At 58.2% G+C, this 17,592-nt stretch carries 17 protein-coding genes; 14 read left to right on the top strand and 3 right to left on the bottom strand.

Annotation, left to right across the window (positions count from 1 at the left end; translation table 11 throughout):
• Positions 1-265: 265 nt before the first annotated feature.
• Positions 266-946: an AIM24 family protein gene (locus tag QZ305_RS08000; RefSeq protein WP_294731203.1), complete on the top strand. Its 681-nt coding sequence runs from the start codon at positions 266-268 to the stop codon at positions 944-946.
• A 99-nt stretch (positions 947-1,045) separates the two neighbouring features.
• Here QZ305_RS08000 and QZ305_RS07995 read toward each other — a convergent pair whose 3' ends face one another.
• On the bottom strand, positions 1,046-1,570 hold the full coding sequence (locus tag QZ305_RS07995; RefSeq protein WP_294731202.1) for a DUF1836 domain-containing protein: 525 nt from the start codon (positions 1,568-1,570) through the stop codon (positions 1,046-1,048).
• 108 nt (positions 1,571-1,678) lie between these two features.
• Between QZ305_RS07995 and QZ305_RS07990 the strand changes: the two genes are divergently transcribed.
• The 11 genes from QZ305_RS07990 to QZ305_RS07940 all read left to right on the top strand — a co-directional run bounded on the left by QZ305_RS07990 (position 1,679) and on the right by QZ305_RS07940 (position 13,307).
• Positions 1,679-2,530: a DegV family protein gene (locus tag QZ305_RS07990; protein ID WP_294731201.1), complete on the top strand. Its 852-nt coding sequence runs from the start codon at positions 1,679-1,681 to the stop codon at positions 2,528-2,530.
• A gap of 415 nt (positions 2,531-2,945) precedes the next feature.
• The gene (locus tag QZ305_RS07985) at positions 2,946-3,626 is read left to right on the top strand and encodes an N-acetylmannosamine-6-phosphate 2-epimerase (protein ID WP_294731205.1); all 681 of its coding nucleotides are present in this window, start codon (positions 2,946-2,948) and stop codon (positions 3,624-3,626) included.
• A gap of 209 nt (positions 3,627-3,835) precedes the next feature.
• Positions 3,836-5,218, top strand: coding sequence for a TldD/PmbA family protein (locus QZ305_RS07980; protein WP_294731200.1), 1,383 nt, complete (start codon positions 3,836-3,838; stop codon positions 5,216-5,218).
• On the top strand, positions 5,211-6,536 hold the full coding sequence (locus QZ305_RS07975; RefSeq protein ID WP_294731199.1) for a TldD/PmbA family protein: 1,326 nt from the start codon (positions 5,211-5,213) through the stop codon (positions 6,534-6,536). The genes QZ305_RS07980 and QZ305_RS07975 overlap by 8 nt, the downstream gene beginning before the upstream one ends.
• Positions 6,537-6,694: 158 nt before the next feature.
• Entirely contained in the window at positions 6,695-7,465 is a 771-nt protein-coding gene (locus tag QZ305_RS07970; protein ID WP_294731198.1) for an enhanced serine sensitivity protein SseB C-terminal domain-containing protein, read from the top strand.
• Positions 7,466-7,536: 71 nt separating this feature from the next.
• Positions 7,537-8,871: a CCA tRNA nucleotidyltransferase gene (locus QZ305_RS07965; RefSeq protein WP_294731197.1), complete on the top strand. Its 1,335-nt coding sequence runs from the start codon at positions 7,537-7,539 to the stop codon at positions 8,869-8,871.
• Positions 8,868-9,728, top strand: a complete 861-nt coding sequence (gene rmuC / locus QZ305_RS07960) for a DNA recombination protein RmuC (RefSeq protein WP_294731196.1) — start codon at positions 8,868-8,870, stop codon at positions 9,726-9,728. Before QZ305_RS07965 ends, rmuC begins: the two co-directional genes overlap by 4 nt.
• On the top strand, positions 9,725-10,246 hold the full coding sequence (locus QZ305_RS07955) for a macro domain-containing protein (RefSeq protein ID WP_294731195.1): 522 nt from the start codon (positions 9,725-9,727) through the stop codon (positions 10,244-10,246). Before rmuC ends, QZ305_RS07955 begins: the two co-directional genes overlap by 4 nt.
• A 5-nt stretch (positions 10,247-10,251) precedes the next feature.
• On the top strand, positions 10,252-10,770 hold the full coding sequence (locus QZ305_RS07950; protein WP_294731204.1) for a class I SAM-dependent methyltransferase: 519 nt from the start codon (positions 10,252-10,254) through the stop codon (positions 10,768-10,770).
• Positions 10,771-11,061: 291 nt separating this feature from the next.
• A complete protein-coding gene (locus QZ305_RS07945; protein ID WP_294731194.1) occupies positions 11,062-11,592 on the top strand; it encodes a glucose-6-phosphate isomerase family protein in 531 nt (176 codons plus the stop codon).
• Entirely contained in the window at positions 11,583-13,307 is a 1,725-nt protein-coding gene (locus tag QZ305_RS07940) for a class I mannose-6-phosphate isomerase (protein ID WP_294731193.1), read from the top strand. Before QZ305_RS07945 ends, QZ305_RS07940 begins: the two co-directional genes overlap by 10 nt.
• 125 nt (positions 13,308-13,432) lie before the next feature.
• Here the strand turns inward: QZ305_RS07940 and QZ305_RS07935 are convergent, their stop codons facing one another.
• Positions 13,433-14,356 carry a MurR/RpiR family transcriptional regulator gene (locus tag QZ305_RS07935; RefSeq protein ID WP_294731192.1) on the bottom strand — a complete coding sequence of 308 codons (924 nt, stop codon included), beginning with the start codon at positions 14,354-14,356 and terminating at the stop codon, positions 13,433-13,435.
• A 180-nt stretch (positions 14,357-14,536) separates the two neighbouring features.
• Here QZ305_RS07935 and QZ305_RS07930 point away from each other — a divergent pair, with 180 nt between their 5' ends.
• Entirely contained in the window at positions 14,537-15,172 is a 636-nt protein-coding gene (locus QZ305_RS07930; RefSeq protein ID WP_294731191.1) for a PTS sugar transporter subunit IIB, read from the top strand.
• 151 nt (positions 15,173-15,323) lie between these two features.
• Here QZ305_RS07930 and QZ305_RS07925 read toward each other — a convergent pair whose 3' ends face one another.
• Positions 15,324-16,205 carry an AraC family transcriptional regulator gene (locus tag QZ305_RS07925; RefSeq protein WP_294731190.1) on the bottom strand — a complete coding sequence of 294 codons (882 nt, stop codon included), beginning with the start codon at positions 16,203-16,205 and terminating at the stop codon, positions 15,324-15,326.
• Between the two features lie 273 nt (positions 16,206-16,478).
• On the opposite strand from QZ305_RS07925, the gene QZ305_RS07920 reads away from it, so the two are divergent.
• Positions 16,479-17,486, top strand: a complete 1,008-nt coding sequence (locus tag QZ305_RS07920) for an aromatic acid exporter family protein (protein ID WP_294731189.1) — start codon at positions 16,479-16,481, stop codon at positions 17,484-17,486.
• Positions 17,487-17,592: the final 106 nt, after the last annotated feature.

The following is a 17,592-nucleotide window of genomic DNA, read 5'->3' as shown; positions in this document are numbered from 1 at the left end:
CCAAGTGTACAGGATGTGAGAGTCGGAACCTCACCAAAGTTTAGAGCGCCTTTTTGTGTGCCTGGGTTTAACGGAAACAAGGAGAACCGTCTGATTCTGTCTCATCTTTCCGCCCCTTTCCACTCCCTACACTTCAAAGCCCCGGCGGCGACAGCCACCATCGGCAGTACCACGGCTGGCTGCCTGTTCCTGTACGGATTCCGGAAAGATTGTTCAGGCAGACTGAAACTGCGGTACACTGTGTTCAGTCAGGAAAGGAATGTATATGAAGTACGAAATCAAGGGAGACAACCTTCCGGTGGTGATCTGTCATCTGGATCCGGAGGAGTCTGTCATTACGGAACGGGGTGCCATGGCCTGGATGAGTCCGAACATGGATATGGAGACGCGGGGTACGTCGGTGTCCAAAGCGTTTGGCCGGATGTTCAGCGGCGAGAGCATTTTCCAGAATGTGTATACGGCGAAGAAGGCCCAGGGCATCATTGCGTTCAGCTCTTCGTTTCCGGGGAGCATCAAGGTGGTGGAACTGCGTCCGGGTGAGTCGATCATTGCGCAGAAGCGGGCGTTTCTGGCAGGGACTGCCGGTGTCCAGCTGTCCACGTATTTTCAGAAGCGCATGAGCGCGAGTCTGTTTTCCGGGGAAGGATTCATTCTCCAGAAACTCACGGGGCCGGGTCTGGTGTTTCTGGAGATCGACGGCGCGGCGATTTCCTACACTCTGGAAGCCGGGCAGCAGCTGGTGGTCGATACGGGGAACCTGGCGATGATGGAGGAAACCTGCACGATGGATATTCAGAGCATCAAAGGTGTGAAAAATGTCCTGTTCGGCGGAGAAGGCTTTTTCAATACAGTGGTGACAGGTCCTGGTACCGTGACGGTGCAGTCCATGCCGATTTCGGCGCTGGCAGCCGCCATGAGCGGTTTTCTGCCCGCGTCAAACAGCTGATGGCGGCATGAATGCATGAAAAAAGAAGCAGTGTCTTTTGGGAAGATGCTGCTTCTTTCCGTTTCTTCTGCTGACCGGGTGCCGGGAATCCTGCCGGTTTCATTCCGTCCCGGCGGCTTCGTCCAGGCTGCGCAGGCTGTTCTGGACCCAGATTTTAGAGCACAGGGTGCGGATGACGTTGAGCATGATCTGCTGTTCCAGGCTGGGGTCTTCAATGAATTCTGTGTCGCAGCGGCCGCTTTCCAGCATCTGCTGCAGGCAGGTTTCAAAGACGGAGACAAACTTGTTGTAGTCGCGGCTGACCCGTCCGGGGTCTTCGATGTTGGAGTATACCTGGATCAGCCGGCTGATTTCCTGCAGGGAATAGCAGCGTTTCATCAGCATGACCACAAAGAGGTAGGCCAGGTGATACCGCTTGTAGTGCTTTTTGACTGGCGGCTTGACGATGTTGGTTTTGACGTAGTTGTTGACCATGGAAGAAGTGAGCACTGTCCGGTCTTCGCCTATGGACAGTGGTTCCAGGCGGGAGTTGATGTAGCTGAGTACCTGATCCATGTACAGGTCCAGATCCGGCAGTTCTTCCCATCGGGGAATGGCCAGTTCCTTGAGTTCACGGTTTTCCATACTGAAATTATAGCCGGATATCAGTATGCCGCAACATAATATCAAAAACCAGATGTAATCGTTTTGCATATATGGTAGAGTGGTGGCGGAAACAAGGAGGACTCTTTCATGCTGCATATCGTCTCAGATTCTTCCACACTTTACAGTCCTGAAGAGGCCCGCCGGGCAGGGTTTCACTGTGTACCGCTGAGTGTCTGCATCGACGGCAGCACGTTCCGGGATTATGAGCAGATCACGCCGAAGGAAATGGCAGACTGCTGCCGCCGGCAGGCGGCGGTGTCCAGCTCCCAGCCGGCTGTGGGAGAAAAGGCGGATCTCTATGACCGGCTGCTGACGGATCCTGGAGATGAAATTCTGGATATCACCATTGCGGATGGTCTCTCGGGGACGTTTGCCACGGCTTGCATGGCGCGGGATCTGACGGAGGATCCTGCCCGGATCACGGTGTTCAATTCCCGCGCCCTGGGCGGTCCGCAGCGGCTGATGGTGGAAACGGCGGTGAGGCTGCGGGATGAGGGAAAAACCGTGTCGGAGATCCTGCCGGTGCTTTCTGCCATGGCCCAAACGGATGTCAGCATGGTGGCGGTGCCGGATCTGGGGTTTCTGGCCCGGGGTGGCCGGATCCCGAAGGGCATGGCAGCGGCGGGATCGCTGCTGAAACTGCTGCCGGTGGTGATCCGCCGGCGGGACGGAAAGGCGCTGGATACACTGGGGGTCAGCCGCACCTGGAAAGGTGTGTTTCAGAAAGCCCGGGCGGCTTTTGAACAGGAAGGAGGCCTGGATGCTTCCAGTATTCTTTACATCCTCCATGGGGACTGCCCGGGTACAGCTGAAAAAGCCCGGGACTGGTTCAGGACACAGTATCCGGATATCGAGATTGTGGTTCTTGACCTGTGCCCGATGTTCATGGTCCATGGCGGACCCGGTTGTCTGGCACTGGAAACTGTGAAAAAGCTCTGAATCCTGAATAAGAAAAAGCGGCGGATGGCCGGTATCATCCCGGCCTCCGCCGCTTCAGTCTGTTTCCGTGACCACCGGTTCTCCAGCCGGCAATCCATGATGAATCTGCTGCCTTTTGACAGGCTGCATCCTCTCCGCCAAATCTCGCCGGGAAATGAATAAAAGGAGATGCGATTCCCGGCACATCTCCTGTCTGATTGGCTTGTTTGTTTTTACATCCACATAATAGTCCGGCTGTTTACCAAAGTCAATTATTAACCACGGTTTTTCTTGCCTGCGGTCAAAAAGTGACTCAAGTAAATAGGTTGGGCCAATTCTCCGGTTTGGCTGGCAGAGCGGAAGGTATGTTATATCAAAGTGCCGGGCATTGGCATATAATGATATCGTCCAACAAAGGAGTACTGACATGGCTGATATGACACAGACAAAGGGAAACCTGATCGTTTCCTGCCAGGCTTTGCCTGACGAACCTCTGCATTCTTCCTATATCATGGGGCGCATGGCTGCCGCAGCGCTGGAAGGCGGTGCCAAAGGCATCCGGGCCAACACCGTGGATGACATCGCGGAGATCAAGAAAACCGTGGACCTGCCGGTGATCGGCATCATCAAGCGTCCCTATGGCGACAACCCGGTCTTCATTACCCCGACCATCAAAGAAGTGGATGAACTGATGGCCATGGAGACCCCGCCGGAAGTCGTGGCAGTAGACGCCACCTGCCGGCCCCGTCCGGATGGGCGGACGCTGGATGAATTCGTGGCGGAAATCCGTGCGAAGTATCCGGATCAGCCGCTGATGGCCGACTGCGCAACGCTGGAAGAAATGAAGCACGCGGATGACCTGGGATTTGACTACATCGGCACGACGCTGGTGGGCTACACAGAGCAGTCCAAAGGCAACCACGTGGAGGCGGACGACTTCAAGGTGATCCGTGATCTGCTGGACTATGCCAAACACCCGGTGATCGCCGAGGGAAACATCGACACGCCGGAGAAGCTGAAACGGGTGCTGGATCTGGGCTGCTACAGCTGCGTTGTGGGGTCCATCATCACACGGCCGCAGCTGATCACGAAGCGCTTCGTGGATGCCATTCGGTAGCGCCGGAGACAAAACAGCTGCCGGGAATTTCCAGTCTGCGGGAATTCCCTTTTTTTGTTCTCCGGTGACTGCCCGGTACATGCATTCAGACCGGGCATGGGATGGTATAATCAATGGATACGTATCCCCTGCGCAGAACCGGTCCGGAAGACCGCCGATCTGCCGGGATGCCGGAACAGTGACTGTATGAAAGTGCAGGAGGTAAAGCGATGTTGAACAAAGAACAGCTGGAAACGCTGCTTGGCGAAGCCATGGATTCAGGAGCGGATTTCGCGGAGATTTTCGAAGAAGACGCCGTGTCCGAATCCCTCTCCATGCTGGATGGAAAGGTGGAGAATGTGGACAGGGCCCTGCGGGCAGGGACCGGGATCCGTCTGTACAAGGATCTGCAGACCGCCTACGGTTATTCCAACAGCCAGGATTTTGACGAGCTGCTGGCGCTGGTGAAGGATCTGCGCACCGCCTTTGAAGGCCACAGAGAGGAACGGATCAGCCTGGAAGAAGTGCCGGTGACAGACATCAGCCCGGTGAAGACCGATCCGGTGGATGCGCCGCTGGAAACCAAGACCGCGCTGATGCGGGAAGCCTGGGATGCGATCCGGGATGAGGAGGAAATCGAGAAGGTCAGCGTTTCGCTGTCCAGTCTGCGGCAGAAGGTGCAGATTTCCAACTCCCGGGGCAGACTGGTGAAGGATACCCGGATCCGCACCCGGATGGGTGTGTCCGCCTACGCCAGACGGGGAGAGGACCGGCAGTCCGGGTTTGAAGGTCCTGGGGCGTCCATGGGACTGGAATTCTACGAAGGAGGCGTCCCGGCACAGGCCGCGAAAAACGCCGCTGCCACGGCGAAAGTGCTGCTGGATGCCGTGGACGCACCTTCCGGCCGGATGCCGGTGATCATTGACAACGGGTTTGGCGGGGTGATTTTCCATGAAGCCTGCGGTCATGCCCTGGAAGCCACGGCAGTGGCGAAGGACCAGTCGGTGTTTGCGGGCAAAAAGGGCATGCAGATTGCCTCGGCCAAAGTCACAGCCATTGACGACGGGACGATTCCCCATGCCTGGGGCAGTCAGAATGTGGACGACGAAGGCAATCCGCAGGAGCGCCGGGTGCTGATCAAAGACGGCATCCTGACGCAGTACATGGTGGATCAGTTCAATGGACGGCGGATGCAGGAAGCCTCTTCCGGATCGGGCCGGCGCCAGAACTACAAATACGAACCCACGTCCCGGATGTCCAACACCTACATTGACGCCGGAACGGATGATTTCGATGAAATGTTTGAAGGCATTGAAAAAGGCCTGTACGCAAAGCGCATGGGCGGCGGCAGTGTCAATCCCCAGACCGGAGAGTTCAACTTCGCGGTCTCCGAGGGATATCTGATTGAAAACGGAAAGGTGACTAGTGCGGTGAAAGGCGCCAGTCTCATCGGCTCCGGCGCGGAGATCCTGATGAACATCGACCGGGTGGGAAAGGATCTGAAACGGGCCCAGGGCATGTGCGGTTCTGTCTCCGGTTCCATTCCCACGGATGTGGGGCAGCCGCCGATCCGGGTTTCTTCGATCACAGTGGGAGGTACAGCCGGTGAATAAGCAGAAATGGCTCGACAGAGCGCTGGAAAAAGGATTTGAAGCGGCGGAGATCTACGAATCTTCCTCCAGATCCAAAGAAATCACCTGGTTTGAACAGGCCATGGACAAGATGGAACTGTCTCAGACTGATTCCGCCAGCATCCGGGTGCTGGACGGCGGCAGCCTGGCCAATACCGGGCTGGAAAAACTGGATGATGCGATCATGGACGAGGTGCTGGACGGTTTGCGGCAGCAGGCTGCGACCATCACCAGCGAAGACAGGACGCAGTTTGTGCCGCCCATGGAAACGGAACTGGCGGTCAAGGACAAGCAGTGGACTGTGCCGGAGACTGCCCAGGTCAAGGAACTGCTGGCAGATCTGGAAGCCCGGATCCTGGCGTATGACGAACGGATTTTCCAGGTGACAAACCTGGCCTGGAGTCAGTCCGAGGGAACGAGATCCATTTCCAATACCCTGGGACTGGCCACCGGGGACGAAGACTATGTGCAGTATGTCATGGCCGGCGCCGCCGGCCGTCAGGAGGACAGAATCCAGGACTGGTATCTGATCAAAGTGGTGCCGGATATCGCGGCGTTTGACCGGGGGGCGTTTGTGAAGGAACTCTGCGACGAAGTTCTCAGCCGCCTGGATGCCACTTCCATTCCCGGCCGCACCTGTCCGGTGATTCTGCACCGGGAGGCCATGACCAGTCTGCTGGGGGCGTTTGCGGGTCTGTTTTCCGGGGATCTGATCTCCAAAGGGATTTCTCCGCTGAAGGACAGACTGGGAGAGAAAATCTTCTCGGACAAGATCACCATTGTGGATGATCCCCGGAACCTGGATGCCCTGACCATTGCCAACTTTGATGACGAAGGCTATCCCACAGGACGCAAGCTGGTGGTGGATCACGGGGTGTTCCGGACGATCCTGCACAACCAGCAGTCTGCCGCCCGCATGGGGACGGAAAGCACCGGCAACGGCTTCAAGGGCGGCTATGCCAGCCCGGTGGGGGTTTCCCCGATGAATCTGTACATCGAACCGGGTGAAGAGAGTCTGCGGCAGCTGGAAAAGCGGATGCAGGACGGTCTGGTGATCACGGATCTGGAAGGACTGCATGCGGGGATCGATTTTGTTTCCACGAATTTCTCCCTGCAGGCCAGAGGCTATCTGGTGCAGGGGGGCAGGCGGACGCAAAGCGTCACGCTGATCACCGCCGCGGGCTCCTTCATGGAGCTGATGAATGACGTGATCGCGGTGGGCAGCGACCTGGACTGGTCCTACCGGCAGCTGGCTGCTCCTTCGGTGCTCTTCGGAAAACTCGCCATCAGCGGGCAGTAGTCCCCGGAAACAGGACTGGCACTGAAGAAACAGAGCCGGGACGTGGATCTGCCGGATGCGGCAGACACCGCGCCGGCAGTCAAAACGGCAACATCATACAGAAACATCAACATATAGAAAGCGGCAGCCTGCACAGACTGCCGAAAAGGAGAAAAACAATGGAAAACGGGAATCTGATGGATACAGGGCTGCGCAAGGCCCTGGAGGCGCTGAAGGAGCACCAGGGGCAGAAGGAGTCCGCGGCTGTGGCGGCGGAAATGCTCAAAGGCAAGGTGCTGGCACCGGCAATCTGGGACAAGGCTCCGGCACCGGACGGACACGGGCAGCTGGTGTTCCCGCCGGACACGAACATTTCCCTCATGGTCATGGAACGGCAGGACAAAAAGAACTTCTTTCCGTTCTTCACCTCGAAGCAGACACTGGAAAAATGGAGCCCGAAGGCGCAGTGCCTGGTGCTGACCTTCGATCAGTTCATGCCCTTTGTGAAAATGGCCGGGAATGAAATCGACGGGGTAATCCTGGATGCGGAAGATCTGGACATCACCCTGGATGCCACCTTCCTGCAGCAGCTGGAGAAGATCCGGCTGCGGGGACTGTCCGCCAGCCGGATCACCAAAGGCGACAAGGTGACAGTGAAGGACCCCGGGGAAGAGGGCAAGTATCTGGGCAACGTGCTGGCGCAGGCTGCAAAAACGCTGCCGGCTGTGCGGGCACTGGTGCTGAAGGAACGGCTGATGCCGGACAAAAGCTCCCACTGGTTCATCATTGTGGATTCGGACCAGGAAGACCCGGTGCTGTTCTCGAAGCTGTCCGCAGAAGGTGCCCGCCTGGCCGGGGGCAAGGACATGGAGTTCATGTTCGCCAGTGCGGAGCTGGGCAGGAAAATCATGGCGGATTCCATGCCGGTATACACCCGGCCGGCAGCCTGAGTCCGGTACCCGGAAAAGCGGCGGAATCGGAAAGACACAGACTCTGACAGAAAGGAGGAGGCAGCATGCAGGTGCCTGAACAAGTGAAAACTGTCATGGACCGGCTGACTGCCGCCGGTCATGACTGCGCCCTGGTGGGAGGCTGTGTCCGGGACTGGCTGCTGGGGATCGAGCCCCATGACTACGATCTGGCCACCGCTGCCCGACCCGAACAGGTCATGGCACTCTTTGGCCATACCATTCCCACAGGACTGCGCCACGGCACCATGACGGTGCTTCTGGACAAAACCCAGGTGGAGGTCACCACCTATCGCCGGGAAGGGACGTATTCCGACAACCGGCACCCGGATCAGGTGGAGTTTGTGGAGGACGTGGAACAGGATCTGGCCCGGCGGGATTTCACCATCAACGCCATGGCCTGGAATCCCATCCGGGGACTGGTGGATCCCTTCGGGGGCCGGCAGGATCTGGAAAAAGGCCTGGTCCGGGCGGTGGGGGACCCGGTGCAGCGCTTTGAGGAGGACGCCCTGCGCATGGTCCGGGCCTGGCGGTTTGCTGCCAGGCTGGGGTTCACCCTGGATCCTGCCACCCGCCGGGCCATTGACCGGTGTCAGAGCCGCATTGCGGATGTGGCAGTGGAGCGGCTGGTCCCGGAGTGGCTGGAGATCCTCCGGTATGATCCCGGACGGGTCATGGACATGACCGGTCTGTTTGCCCCCTGGATCCCGGAGCTGGAATTCGCCAGACAGACCCCGCAGCATTCTCCCTATCATTACGCCGGGGTGCTGCAGCACATTCTGGACTCCATCCGCTATCTGGATCCCTTTGACGATATCCTGGCTCTGGCGCTGCTGCTGCACGATCTGGGCAAGCCGGAAACCCGCACCACCTCCGCCGGCGGACGGGATCATTTCAAGGGGCATCCCATTGCGGGACAGACCATTGCCCTGCGGGTGGTGGAAGAGCTGAAGCTTCCTTCCGCCTGGAAAAAGGTCATTCCCCAGCTGGTTCTCCACCACGATGACATTCTGCCCCGGAGTCTGGAAGCCATTTTCCGGCTCCGCATCACGGAGGGCTGGAGCGACGAATGGGTCCGGATGCTGTTCCGGGTGCAGTACTGTGACATCATGGCCCATTCCGCCAAAGGGCGGCAGCGGCTGGAGCGGCTGAAAGCCAGCCAGGCGTTCTATGAGGAACAGACAGCCAGCCGGCCCCTGTCCCTGAAGGAACTGGCCATTGACGGCCGGGACATCATGACCTATACCGGCCTGCGCAACCGGCAGATCAGCCAGGCGCTGCAGGCGGTGCTGGAATACGCCTGGTATCATCCGGAGAAAAACAACCGGCTGGACCTGCTGACCTTTGTGCTCCGGTCACTGCCCCGCCTGGAAGGAGGCATGGCATGAGTCTGGAATGGGTGATCATCGCCCTGCTGGCGGCGGTGATCCTGTTTCTGATTCTGGACCGGCGCCGCCCGGTTTCCGGCAGTCCGGCTGAATACGATGCCTTGCGCCAGGATCTCGCCCAGCTCAAACAGGGGCAGTCCATGTCCGGGAAAAGCCTGGACTGGATGCTGGAAACGGTGAATGACATGAGCCGGATCATGAACCGGGCCAAAACCCGGGGCATGTGGGGGGAATACCAGATGGAGCTGCTGCTGGAAAACTACGCCGGCACCAGGGGCCGCATCTGGGACAGACAGGTGACCCTGGCCAATGGCAGAATTGCCGATGCGGCACTGCTGCTGCCGGGCAGCCGGCAGGTGCTCTGTGTGGATTCCAAGTTTCCCATGGACAATTTCCTGCGCATGGATGAAGATCCGCGGTATGAGAAGCTGTTCGCGCAGAACATGAAAAAACACATCGATGATGTGGCGGAAAAATACATCACGCAGCAGACAGCCCCCCTGGCGGTGCTCTTTGTACCGGCGGAAGGGGTGTATCAGTACATTCTGTCGGACTGTGCGGATCTCTTTGACTACAGTCTCCGCCACCATGTGATGATTGCCGGGCCGGGGACCCTCACCGGACTTTTGACGCTGCTGGGTCAGGCCCAGAAAGACTGGTACCGGGCAGAGAATATGCCGGCGATCGAAGCGGGACTGGAAACGCTGCTGGATGAAGCCGGCCGGCTGCAGGAGCGCTGCGAAAAAGCCGAACGGACCTTCGCGTCTTTGAGCGATCAGCTGCATCAGAGCGCGGTGACCAGCCGGAAAATGCGAAAGAAACTGGATGAACTGCTGGAAGGGGGAGACTTGCCATGATCACAGTACTGAAAGGGGACCTGACGGGTCTGGGCCTGGACCTGGTGGTCAACGAAGCCAACACGGAACTGCTGCCGGGCGCCGGGATCTGCCGGAAAATCTTCGAGGAAGCCGGTCCGGGTCTGGTCCGGGCCTGTCATGAAGCCGGCCGCCGCCAGTTCGGGGATGTGGTGATTACCGGGGGCTACAATCTGAACTGTGCCCGGATCGTCCACGCCGTGACGCCCATCTATATGGATGGATACCGGGGAGAGGACGAGGATCTGCGGGCCTGCTACTGGAACAGCCTGTGCCGGGCCTACGACTATCTGCGCATGTGTCCCAAAGACCGGGTCACCATCGGGTTTCCGCTGCTGGGCAGCGGGGTCTTTGGCTTCGAGCTGAAGGAAGCCGCCTGGATTGCGAAGAAAACCATTGACCGGCTCATGCGGCGGTATCCGGAAGCCCGGGCCATTGATGTGATCATGGTGGCGCAGAACGACGAAGAGTACAGGGCGCTCAAGGAGGCTTTCCGTTGAAAAGCATGGTGGAGCTCTCCCACGACTTTCTCAAGCCGGTGCTGCACCGGGATGCCATCATGATCGATGCCACTCTGGGAACCGGGCGGGATTCGGCGTTCTTTCTGACAAAAGCCCGTCGGGTGATTGCCTTTGAGATTCAGCCGGAGACCGCTGCCCGCTGCCGGCAGAGGATGAATGATCCCCGGCTGGAGATCCGGGTGGAAAACCATACGCACATCGCGGATCTGGATCTGGAAGCGGATGGGGTGATTTTCAATTTCGGCTGGGATCCGGAAGGCAGTCACGACATCGTGACACAGCCCGAAGACAGTCTGACTGCCGTGCAGGCGGCGCAGCACTGTCTGCGGGTCAAAGGCCGCATGGCCCTGGTGTTCTATCCCCATGCCCGGGGACGCCAGGAAGCAGACCGGATCCTGGCGTGGCTGCGCACCCTGGATCACCGCCGGTATCCCTGCGAAAAGGCGGAACTGATCAACAGTGACCGCAGTCCCTTCTGCGTGCTGATTGAACGCCGCAGATAATCGCAGCCGGTTTCGGCTGGAGCCTGCGGCAGGGCCCCGGCTGCATCGGCAGAACAGTCCGGGTCCAGCACAGCCTGAAACGGCGGACAGATCACAATGATCACAGAGGAATCACAAGGCAGGCGTCTGGATCTTTCGGGCCCCCTGTCTCAAGCCGGTGAAATGCCGGCTTTTTTGCTGCCCCGGTTTACAATTCCCCGGATTTCCGTATAATCAGACATGAAATGATATAACATTTGACGGACTCCATTCCCGGGTCCGCCAAACAGGGAAAGGGTACAGGTGAAGGCAATGAAAGTGATTCCTGCTGCGCTGGTTCACAGTCACCGGCTGGAGGGCCAGGGGGTTGTGCGTTCAGAGAAAAAGCTGAAGGATACGGCGTTTTTTGCGGACGTCACCGGGGAAGACCCGGAGATGGTGCTCTATGAAGTCTATGCGAAAACAGAGGATCCCTGTCCTGGGGAGCTGAACTGGGGGCTGTCGGTGGTGCATCCGGTGACGGTGAACGGGGAATGCGCCATGACAAGGGGCCACTGGCACGAGAACAGAGACGCCGCGGAGTATTACTGGTGCACCGGAGGCACGGGTCTGCTGCTGTTCATGGATGAAACCGGTGGGGCCTGGGCCGAGGAAATGAAACCCGGATCCCTGCACCACATTCCCGGCAGACTGGCCCACCGTCTGATCAACACCGGCAGCCAGGATCTGGAAGTGGTGTGCTGCTGGGCGGCAGACGCCGGACATGACTACGCCGCGGTGGAAGCCATGCCGTTCCCGGCACGGTGCTACAAAACAAAGGAGGGGACCATCGAATGGAAGTAAAGTATGACAAGTTTCCGGCGATCCATGTCACCGGACATGAACAGGACTATGCCGCCGGCTGGCAGGCGCTGAAGGCTCGCGTGGCACAGGCAGCCAGTCCCGTGATCTTCGACCTGTATCCCGGCGCGGATCAGGAAGCGGTACAGGAACACCTGGCGCCGGACTTTGATGTGGTGCTGGATGCCCGGGACATCTTCAAAGACAGGCCGGTCCTGGAAGAGATCCTGGCGCATCACGTCACGGAAGACCGGATTTTCGGCACGATGTTCTACGGCGTGCTCACCGATCTGGTGGACGAAGGAAAACTTTCCGCGCTGCGGCAGAAAGCCCGGGAAGCGGTGGAAGGCGGCAGCCGGCTGCTGGTTCTGGGCCCCGGGGCGTCGCTGATCAGCGGCGGAACGCTGTTCTACGGGGACATGGCCCGCTGGGAGATTCAGCTGCGGTACCGCAAAGGCATGCCGAATTTCTTCTTCGACAACCCGGATGAAGATCCGCTCCGGAAAATCAAGCGCGGGTTCTTCATTGAATGGCGGGTGTTCGACAAGCACAAAAAAGAGGTCTTTGACCAGGTGGACTGGTTTGTGGACCTCAATAGAGACAAACCGCATATGGCCACCGGCACCGCTGTCCGGGACGGTCTGGAACAGGCCGTCAAAGGCCCCTTCCGCACCAAGCCCTACTTTGACCCCGGTGTCTGGGGCGGTCAGTGGATGAAGGAAGTCTGCGGTCTGGACAAAAACGCGAAAAACTACGCCTGGAGCTTTGACGGTGTTCCGGAAGAAAACGCCATTCTGCTGGACTTCGGGTCCGGCACCCTGGAGCTCCCGGCCATGGATCTGGTGCTCATGCACCCCCTCCAGCTGCTGGGACCTCAGGTCTACAGCCGCTTCGGCGCGGAATTCCCCATCCGCTTCGACTTCCTGGACACCATGGGCGGACAGAATCTCTCCCTGCAGGTTCACCCCCTCACCGAGTACATCCGCCGGACCTTCGGCATGGGCTACACCCAGGACGAGTCCTACTACATCCTTGACGCAAAGGAAGGCGCCCATGTCTACCTCGGCCTGAAAGAAGGCGTGGATCCCGATGAAATGATGGCAGCGCTGGAGGAAGCCAACGCCGGCGGCCGGCCTTTTGAGGCGGAGAAATTCGTCAACCGGATCCCTGCGAAGAAACACGATCACTTCCTGATCCCCGCCGGCACCATCCACTGCTCCGGCGAAGACTCCATGGTGCTGGAAGTCAGTGCCACGCCCTACTGCTTCACCTTCAAGCTCTGGGACTGGGGCCGCCTGGGACTGGACGGTCTGCCCCGCCCCGTGCACCTGGAACACGGCCGGAACAACATCCAGTGGGACCGCCAGACACCCTGGGTCATGGACAATCTTGTGAACAATATCTGGACGGTATCCGAAACCGAAACCGTGAAGGAAGAGCACACCGGTCTGCACGAACTGGAGTTCATTGAAACCCGCCGCTACTGGACTGACACCGAAGTGACGCTGAACACAGAAGACAACGTCAACATGTGCAACCTCATTGAAGGCGACGAAGCCATGATCGAGAGCCCTGAAGGGAAATTCGACCCCTTCCCCGTTCACTACGCCGAAACCTTCATCATCCCCGCCGACGTGGGACCCTGGCGCCTGCGCAACACCGGCAGCAAACCCATCGGCATGCTGCGGGCCTATGTCCGTCCCCCGAAAGCAGAGTGAGATTCTGATCTGCATGGAGCTTCCTGTTTGAAAGGAGCTCCTTTTTCTTTGCGGCTGCCGATGCGGGCTGCAACAGAAAACAGACAGCCATCAGGACTGTCTGCATTGCCAAAACAGCGGCAGGCTCACTGGGCCGGACTTTCTTCCGGATCCGGTTCTTCCTGGATCAGGGATGTGGTGGTTGTCCGGACTCGTTCCACCTGGCGGGATATCTCCACTTTCCGGGCAAAGTTGCGTTCATAGTCCCGTTCGAAGAGACAGGCATAGAGCACATAGAGCAGGTAGAAAGCCGAAACCGCCGAGGAAAAGGAGCCGATTTTGGAATACAGCTTTTCCCGGGTGCACATCTTCAGGGACGCCTGCGCCAGCCGGGAAAGAGAGGTGTCTCCGATGTTGGAAATGGCGATGAAGGGAATCTTCCGCTCATTGAGCAGCTGCCCCGCTTCCACCATGCTGTCTGTCTCCCCGGAATAGGACAGAATGATGGCACAGTCCTGCGGATCCATAATCAGAGCCGTGTACAGCGGCTGGTCCGCAATGACCACCGTTCTGTCAATGCGCAGCATTTCCGCCTGAAACATCCCCGCCAGCTCCCGGTTGGGAGCCAGGGTCAGCAGATAGATGATCCTGGCGTTTTTCAGAATCACCGTGGCTTTGTGCAGCTGCAGGGCATCCAGCATGGAACAGGTATCCTCAATGGATTCGCTTTGCAGCGCCGCAATGGTCTCCCCGATGCCCACCGGCGTCTCTCCCGCTTCAAAGGGCACATTCGCGTCCTGTCCGCAGTCCTGGCAGGCCAGATATTCCATTTCCTCCAGAAAGCTCTCCTTCAGGGCGTTCCACCCCTCGAAGCCCAGTTTGTGGGCGACCCGGATCAGGGTGCTGGGCGCGCAGTAGCAGGCCCCGGCGATTTCCTTGACGGTCATGTTCCGGATGTTTTCCTTCTGTTCCATGATGTAGTCCACCGCGGTCTGTTCTCCGGCGGAGAACGCCGTGGCCTGAATTCTGTCTGTCAGCAGCATAGCCAGCGCCCCTTTCCAATGCGGCATCTTTCCGCAGTATACCCGGCGGTTCCGGCAATTGCCTGATTGAAGCCGCCGGACTGAAACGCTGTTCGCAGCCGGACTTGCCGGATACGGGAAGTTTGCGAACGGCGTTTCTGATTCATCCGGTTTTATTTTCTAAAAAGATGCCCTTTTTTACAATACAGGTGTAAGGAGGACATGAACATGGAACTGAGAAACACGTTTGATCTGGACCGGTCACAGAGCCGGCGCAACGCAGTCTGCATTCACCGGAAACTCTCCCGGATCCGGCTGGATCACATCTGCATCTCTGACAATCCCCGGCGGGAAGGCATTGACATCTGCACAGACAGATACATGGGCATGATTTCCTTTCACGACGACATCATTGAGCTGTACATCGAGGAAAAGAAAACCGGAGCCATGGTGTATTATCTTCACTTCGAGACCTTCGACTATGAAGAATCCATGAATAACATCCGCAGCTTCTTCGACGTGCTCCTGGAACGCGTGCCCCTGCACCCCGCCCCGGACAGTCAGACTGTTCAGGAAGGCATGCGGATCCTGATCTGCTGCACAAGCGGCATCACTTCCTCCATGTACGCCTCCCTGCTGCAGGATAAGCTGGAACCTGCCGGGGTGCAGGTGGAGGCCCGCAGCTACATGCTGCTGGATGCTGAGGACAGCCAGTATGACCTGATCCTTCTGGCCCCCCAGATCCGGTACGCGCTCCATGACCTGCAGGAACAGTATGGCCGGCACAAAGTGCAGATGATCAGCGCCATGGACTTCGCCACCGGCAGCTGGAGCGGCCTGCCCGAAGCTCTGACGCTGAACTGAAAAGACCTCCGGGTCTTTTTTTTCGATCTCCGCTCTGGATGATTCCTGAAACGGCAGATTTGGACACCGCAGAAAAAACCGCCCTGTACACAGGCAGGACGGCACAGGGCGACAGCAGCTGTCTTCCGCCGGCTGTCTGAAAGAGACGCCTTTACTTCCGCTTCACCGGGATCCATATCTGACAGCGGTAATCCGGCGCGGATGTGTTGCCCATGGGATAGTACTCCAGGGAGAACTCTCCATCCGGTGCATAGTCCGGATTCTGCGGCAGCCACGACCTGAACACCTGCCGGTTCACACTCTGCAAAGCCTCCGGAACAGGCCCGAAGCAGTCAAACTGCGCCCAGGTCAGCCCCGGGATCTTCCACACCTCGTACCCTGCAGGCACTTCACCGCCCCGGTACTTTCCGGCAATCATGTATTCCTCCCCGGATCCTGTCATCCGGCAGATCCCGAACTCACCGATGTTGTTCTCCCACACCGCCTTCTGCGCGGCTGAGCTGTTGCCATCGCACTGCGGCAGCCGGCCGTCGCCGGTCATGAACTCCCGCCACAGCGCCGGAATCACCTGGTATGAGTCTTCATCCGCCGGAATCCGGCTCACAGTTCCAATCACGTCGAAAGCCGGAATGTTTCGAATCTCACAGTGCATGTCATAACCTCCCCGGACCGTGATCTGGATCTGCAGCGGCAGAAACACCCGCACATCACCGGAATGTTCCCCCAGCTGACTCGGAGCAAACCCGTGAAACCGCCGGAAGGCCCTGGCAAAGGCATCCGGTGACTCATAGCCGTATTTCACTGCCGCGTCAATCACCTTCAGGTCTGTCTCCTGCATCTCTCTGGCCGCCAGATACAGCCGGCGGTTCCGGATGTATTCCGCGAAGGTGTATCCCGTCACCATGGAAAATCCCTTCTGCAGATGCCCCGGGCAAAAGCCGCAGGCATCCGCGATGTTCTGTACACTGATTTCATTGAGCAGATCGGCTTCCATCAGAGAAACAGCCTTCTGCAGTGCTTCGATCCAGTTCATGTCCTTGTTCTTTCCTCCAGATGATCATCAGGTGGTTTCATTGTACCGAAGACAGCCCGCAGCCGCCCTGCACTTTTGGTCCTGTGCTGCCGGGTGCCGATGACCCGGCCTGATTGCTTCAGGGGCTGCAGGACAGCAGCCGGGTTGCCGGGGCCGGAACCTGCAGGATGCAGCCTGGGCTCATGTGACAGACTGTGCAGCCGGTTTCGGATTACAGCCGGTTTTTTTTCGGATATTCTGAATCTGAAAGAATGGAAATGGAGCAAAAGATACATGAAGATCAAAAAAGCGCTGCTTCTCTCGCTGCGGATCGGTCTGGGAAGTGCGGCTGCGGTGTTCCTGGCGGAGTTTCTGCAGCTGGAAAGTCCCACCGCTGCAGGTACCATAACGCTGCTGACACTGCTGACCACCCGCCGGCAGACCATACAGCTGATTGTTCACCGGTTTCTGACCTTCTTTGGCACCATCGGTCTGTGTGTGGTGATTCTGCCGCTGGCATCCAGCCAGCTGGTGTCCTTTGCGGTGGTTCTGTTTTTCATTGTGGCCATGTGCGAACTGTGCCAGGTTCAGAATACGCTGAGTGTGAATGCCCTCATTGCGACCCACCTGAGCATTACCCACGGGTTCAATGCCCGGATGATCATCAACGAATTCTGGCTGCTGTGCATCGGGGTGTTCATTGCCTATGTGCTGAACATGTTTCAGGATTACAGAGGCATGGAGAAGGATCTGAATGACAAAGTGCTGCATACAGAAACCGTGTTTTCCCATCTGCTGCTGGAAGTGGTGCGGTATATGGGGGAAATGCCGGAGCATACGGAGATCTGGTCTGCCATGGGCGAGATGGAGGCGGAGCTGTTCGGCTATGTGAATGACGCTCTGCACTTTCAGGAAAATCGGCTGCCTGTCCGGGACTGCTGGCATGCGCATTATTTCGCCATGCGGGAACAGCAGCTGACCGTGGTGCATGCCCTGCATTATCAGCTGCGGCAGATCCGGTCCATGCCGGAGCAGTCGGTTATCATCCGGGAATTCATTCAGGAGCTGGCTACAGCGGTGCCGGGCAGGACAGTGCCGCAGGAACAGACGAAGATGCTGGAGGAGATCTTCCGGCATATGAGCCGGCAGCCGCTGCCCCGGACCCGTCAGGAGTTTGAATCCCGGGCCATTCTGTACCATGTGCTTTATGATCTGAAGTCGTATCTCAAATACAAGCAGGATTTTGTATCGGCGCTCTCGGATGAGCAGCTCCGGGAGTTTGCGGCGGTGAAGGTGGTGTGAGACAGCCATCAGACAGCCACCGGCGGGAGCCAGAGAGATCCTGATCAACATCGAGATACAGAAGGACAAGCCGAAGAACTATGAACTGCTGCCCCGGGCTGTTTCC

The organism is uncultured Faecalibaculum sp. (assembly GCF_910588395.1).
Classification (GTDB): domain Bacteria; phylum Bacillota_I; class Bacilli_A; order Erysipelotrichales; family Erysipelotrichaceae; genus Faecalibaculum.
This window is presented reverse-complemented; position numbering and strand designations above follow the sequence as displayed.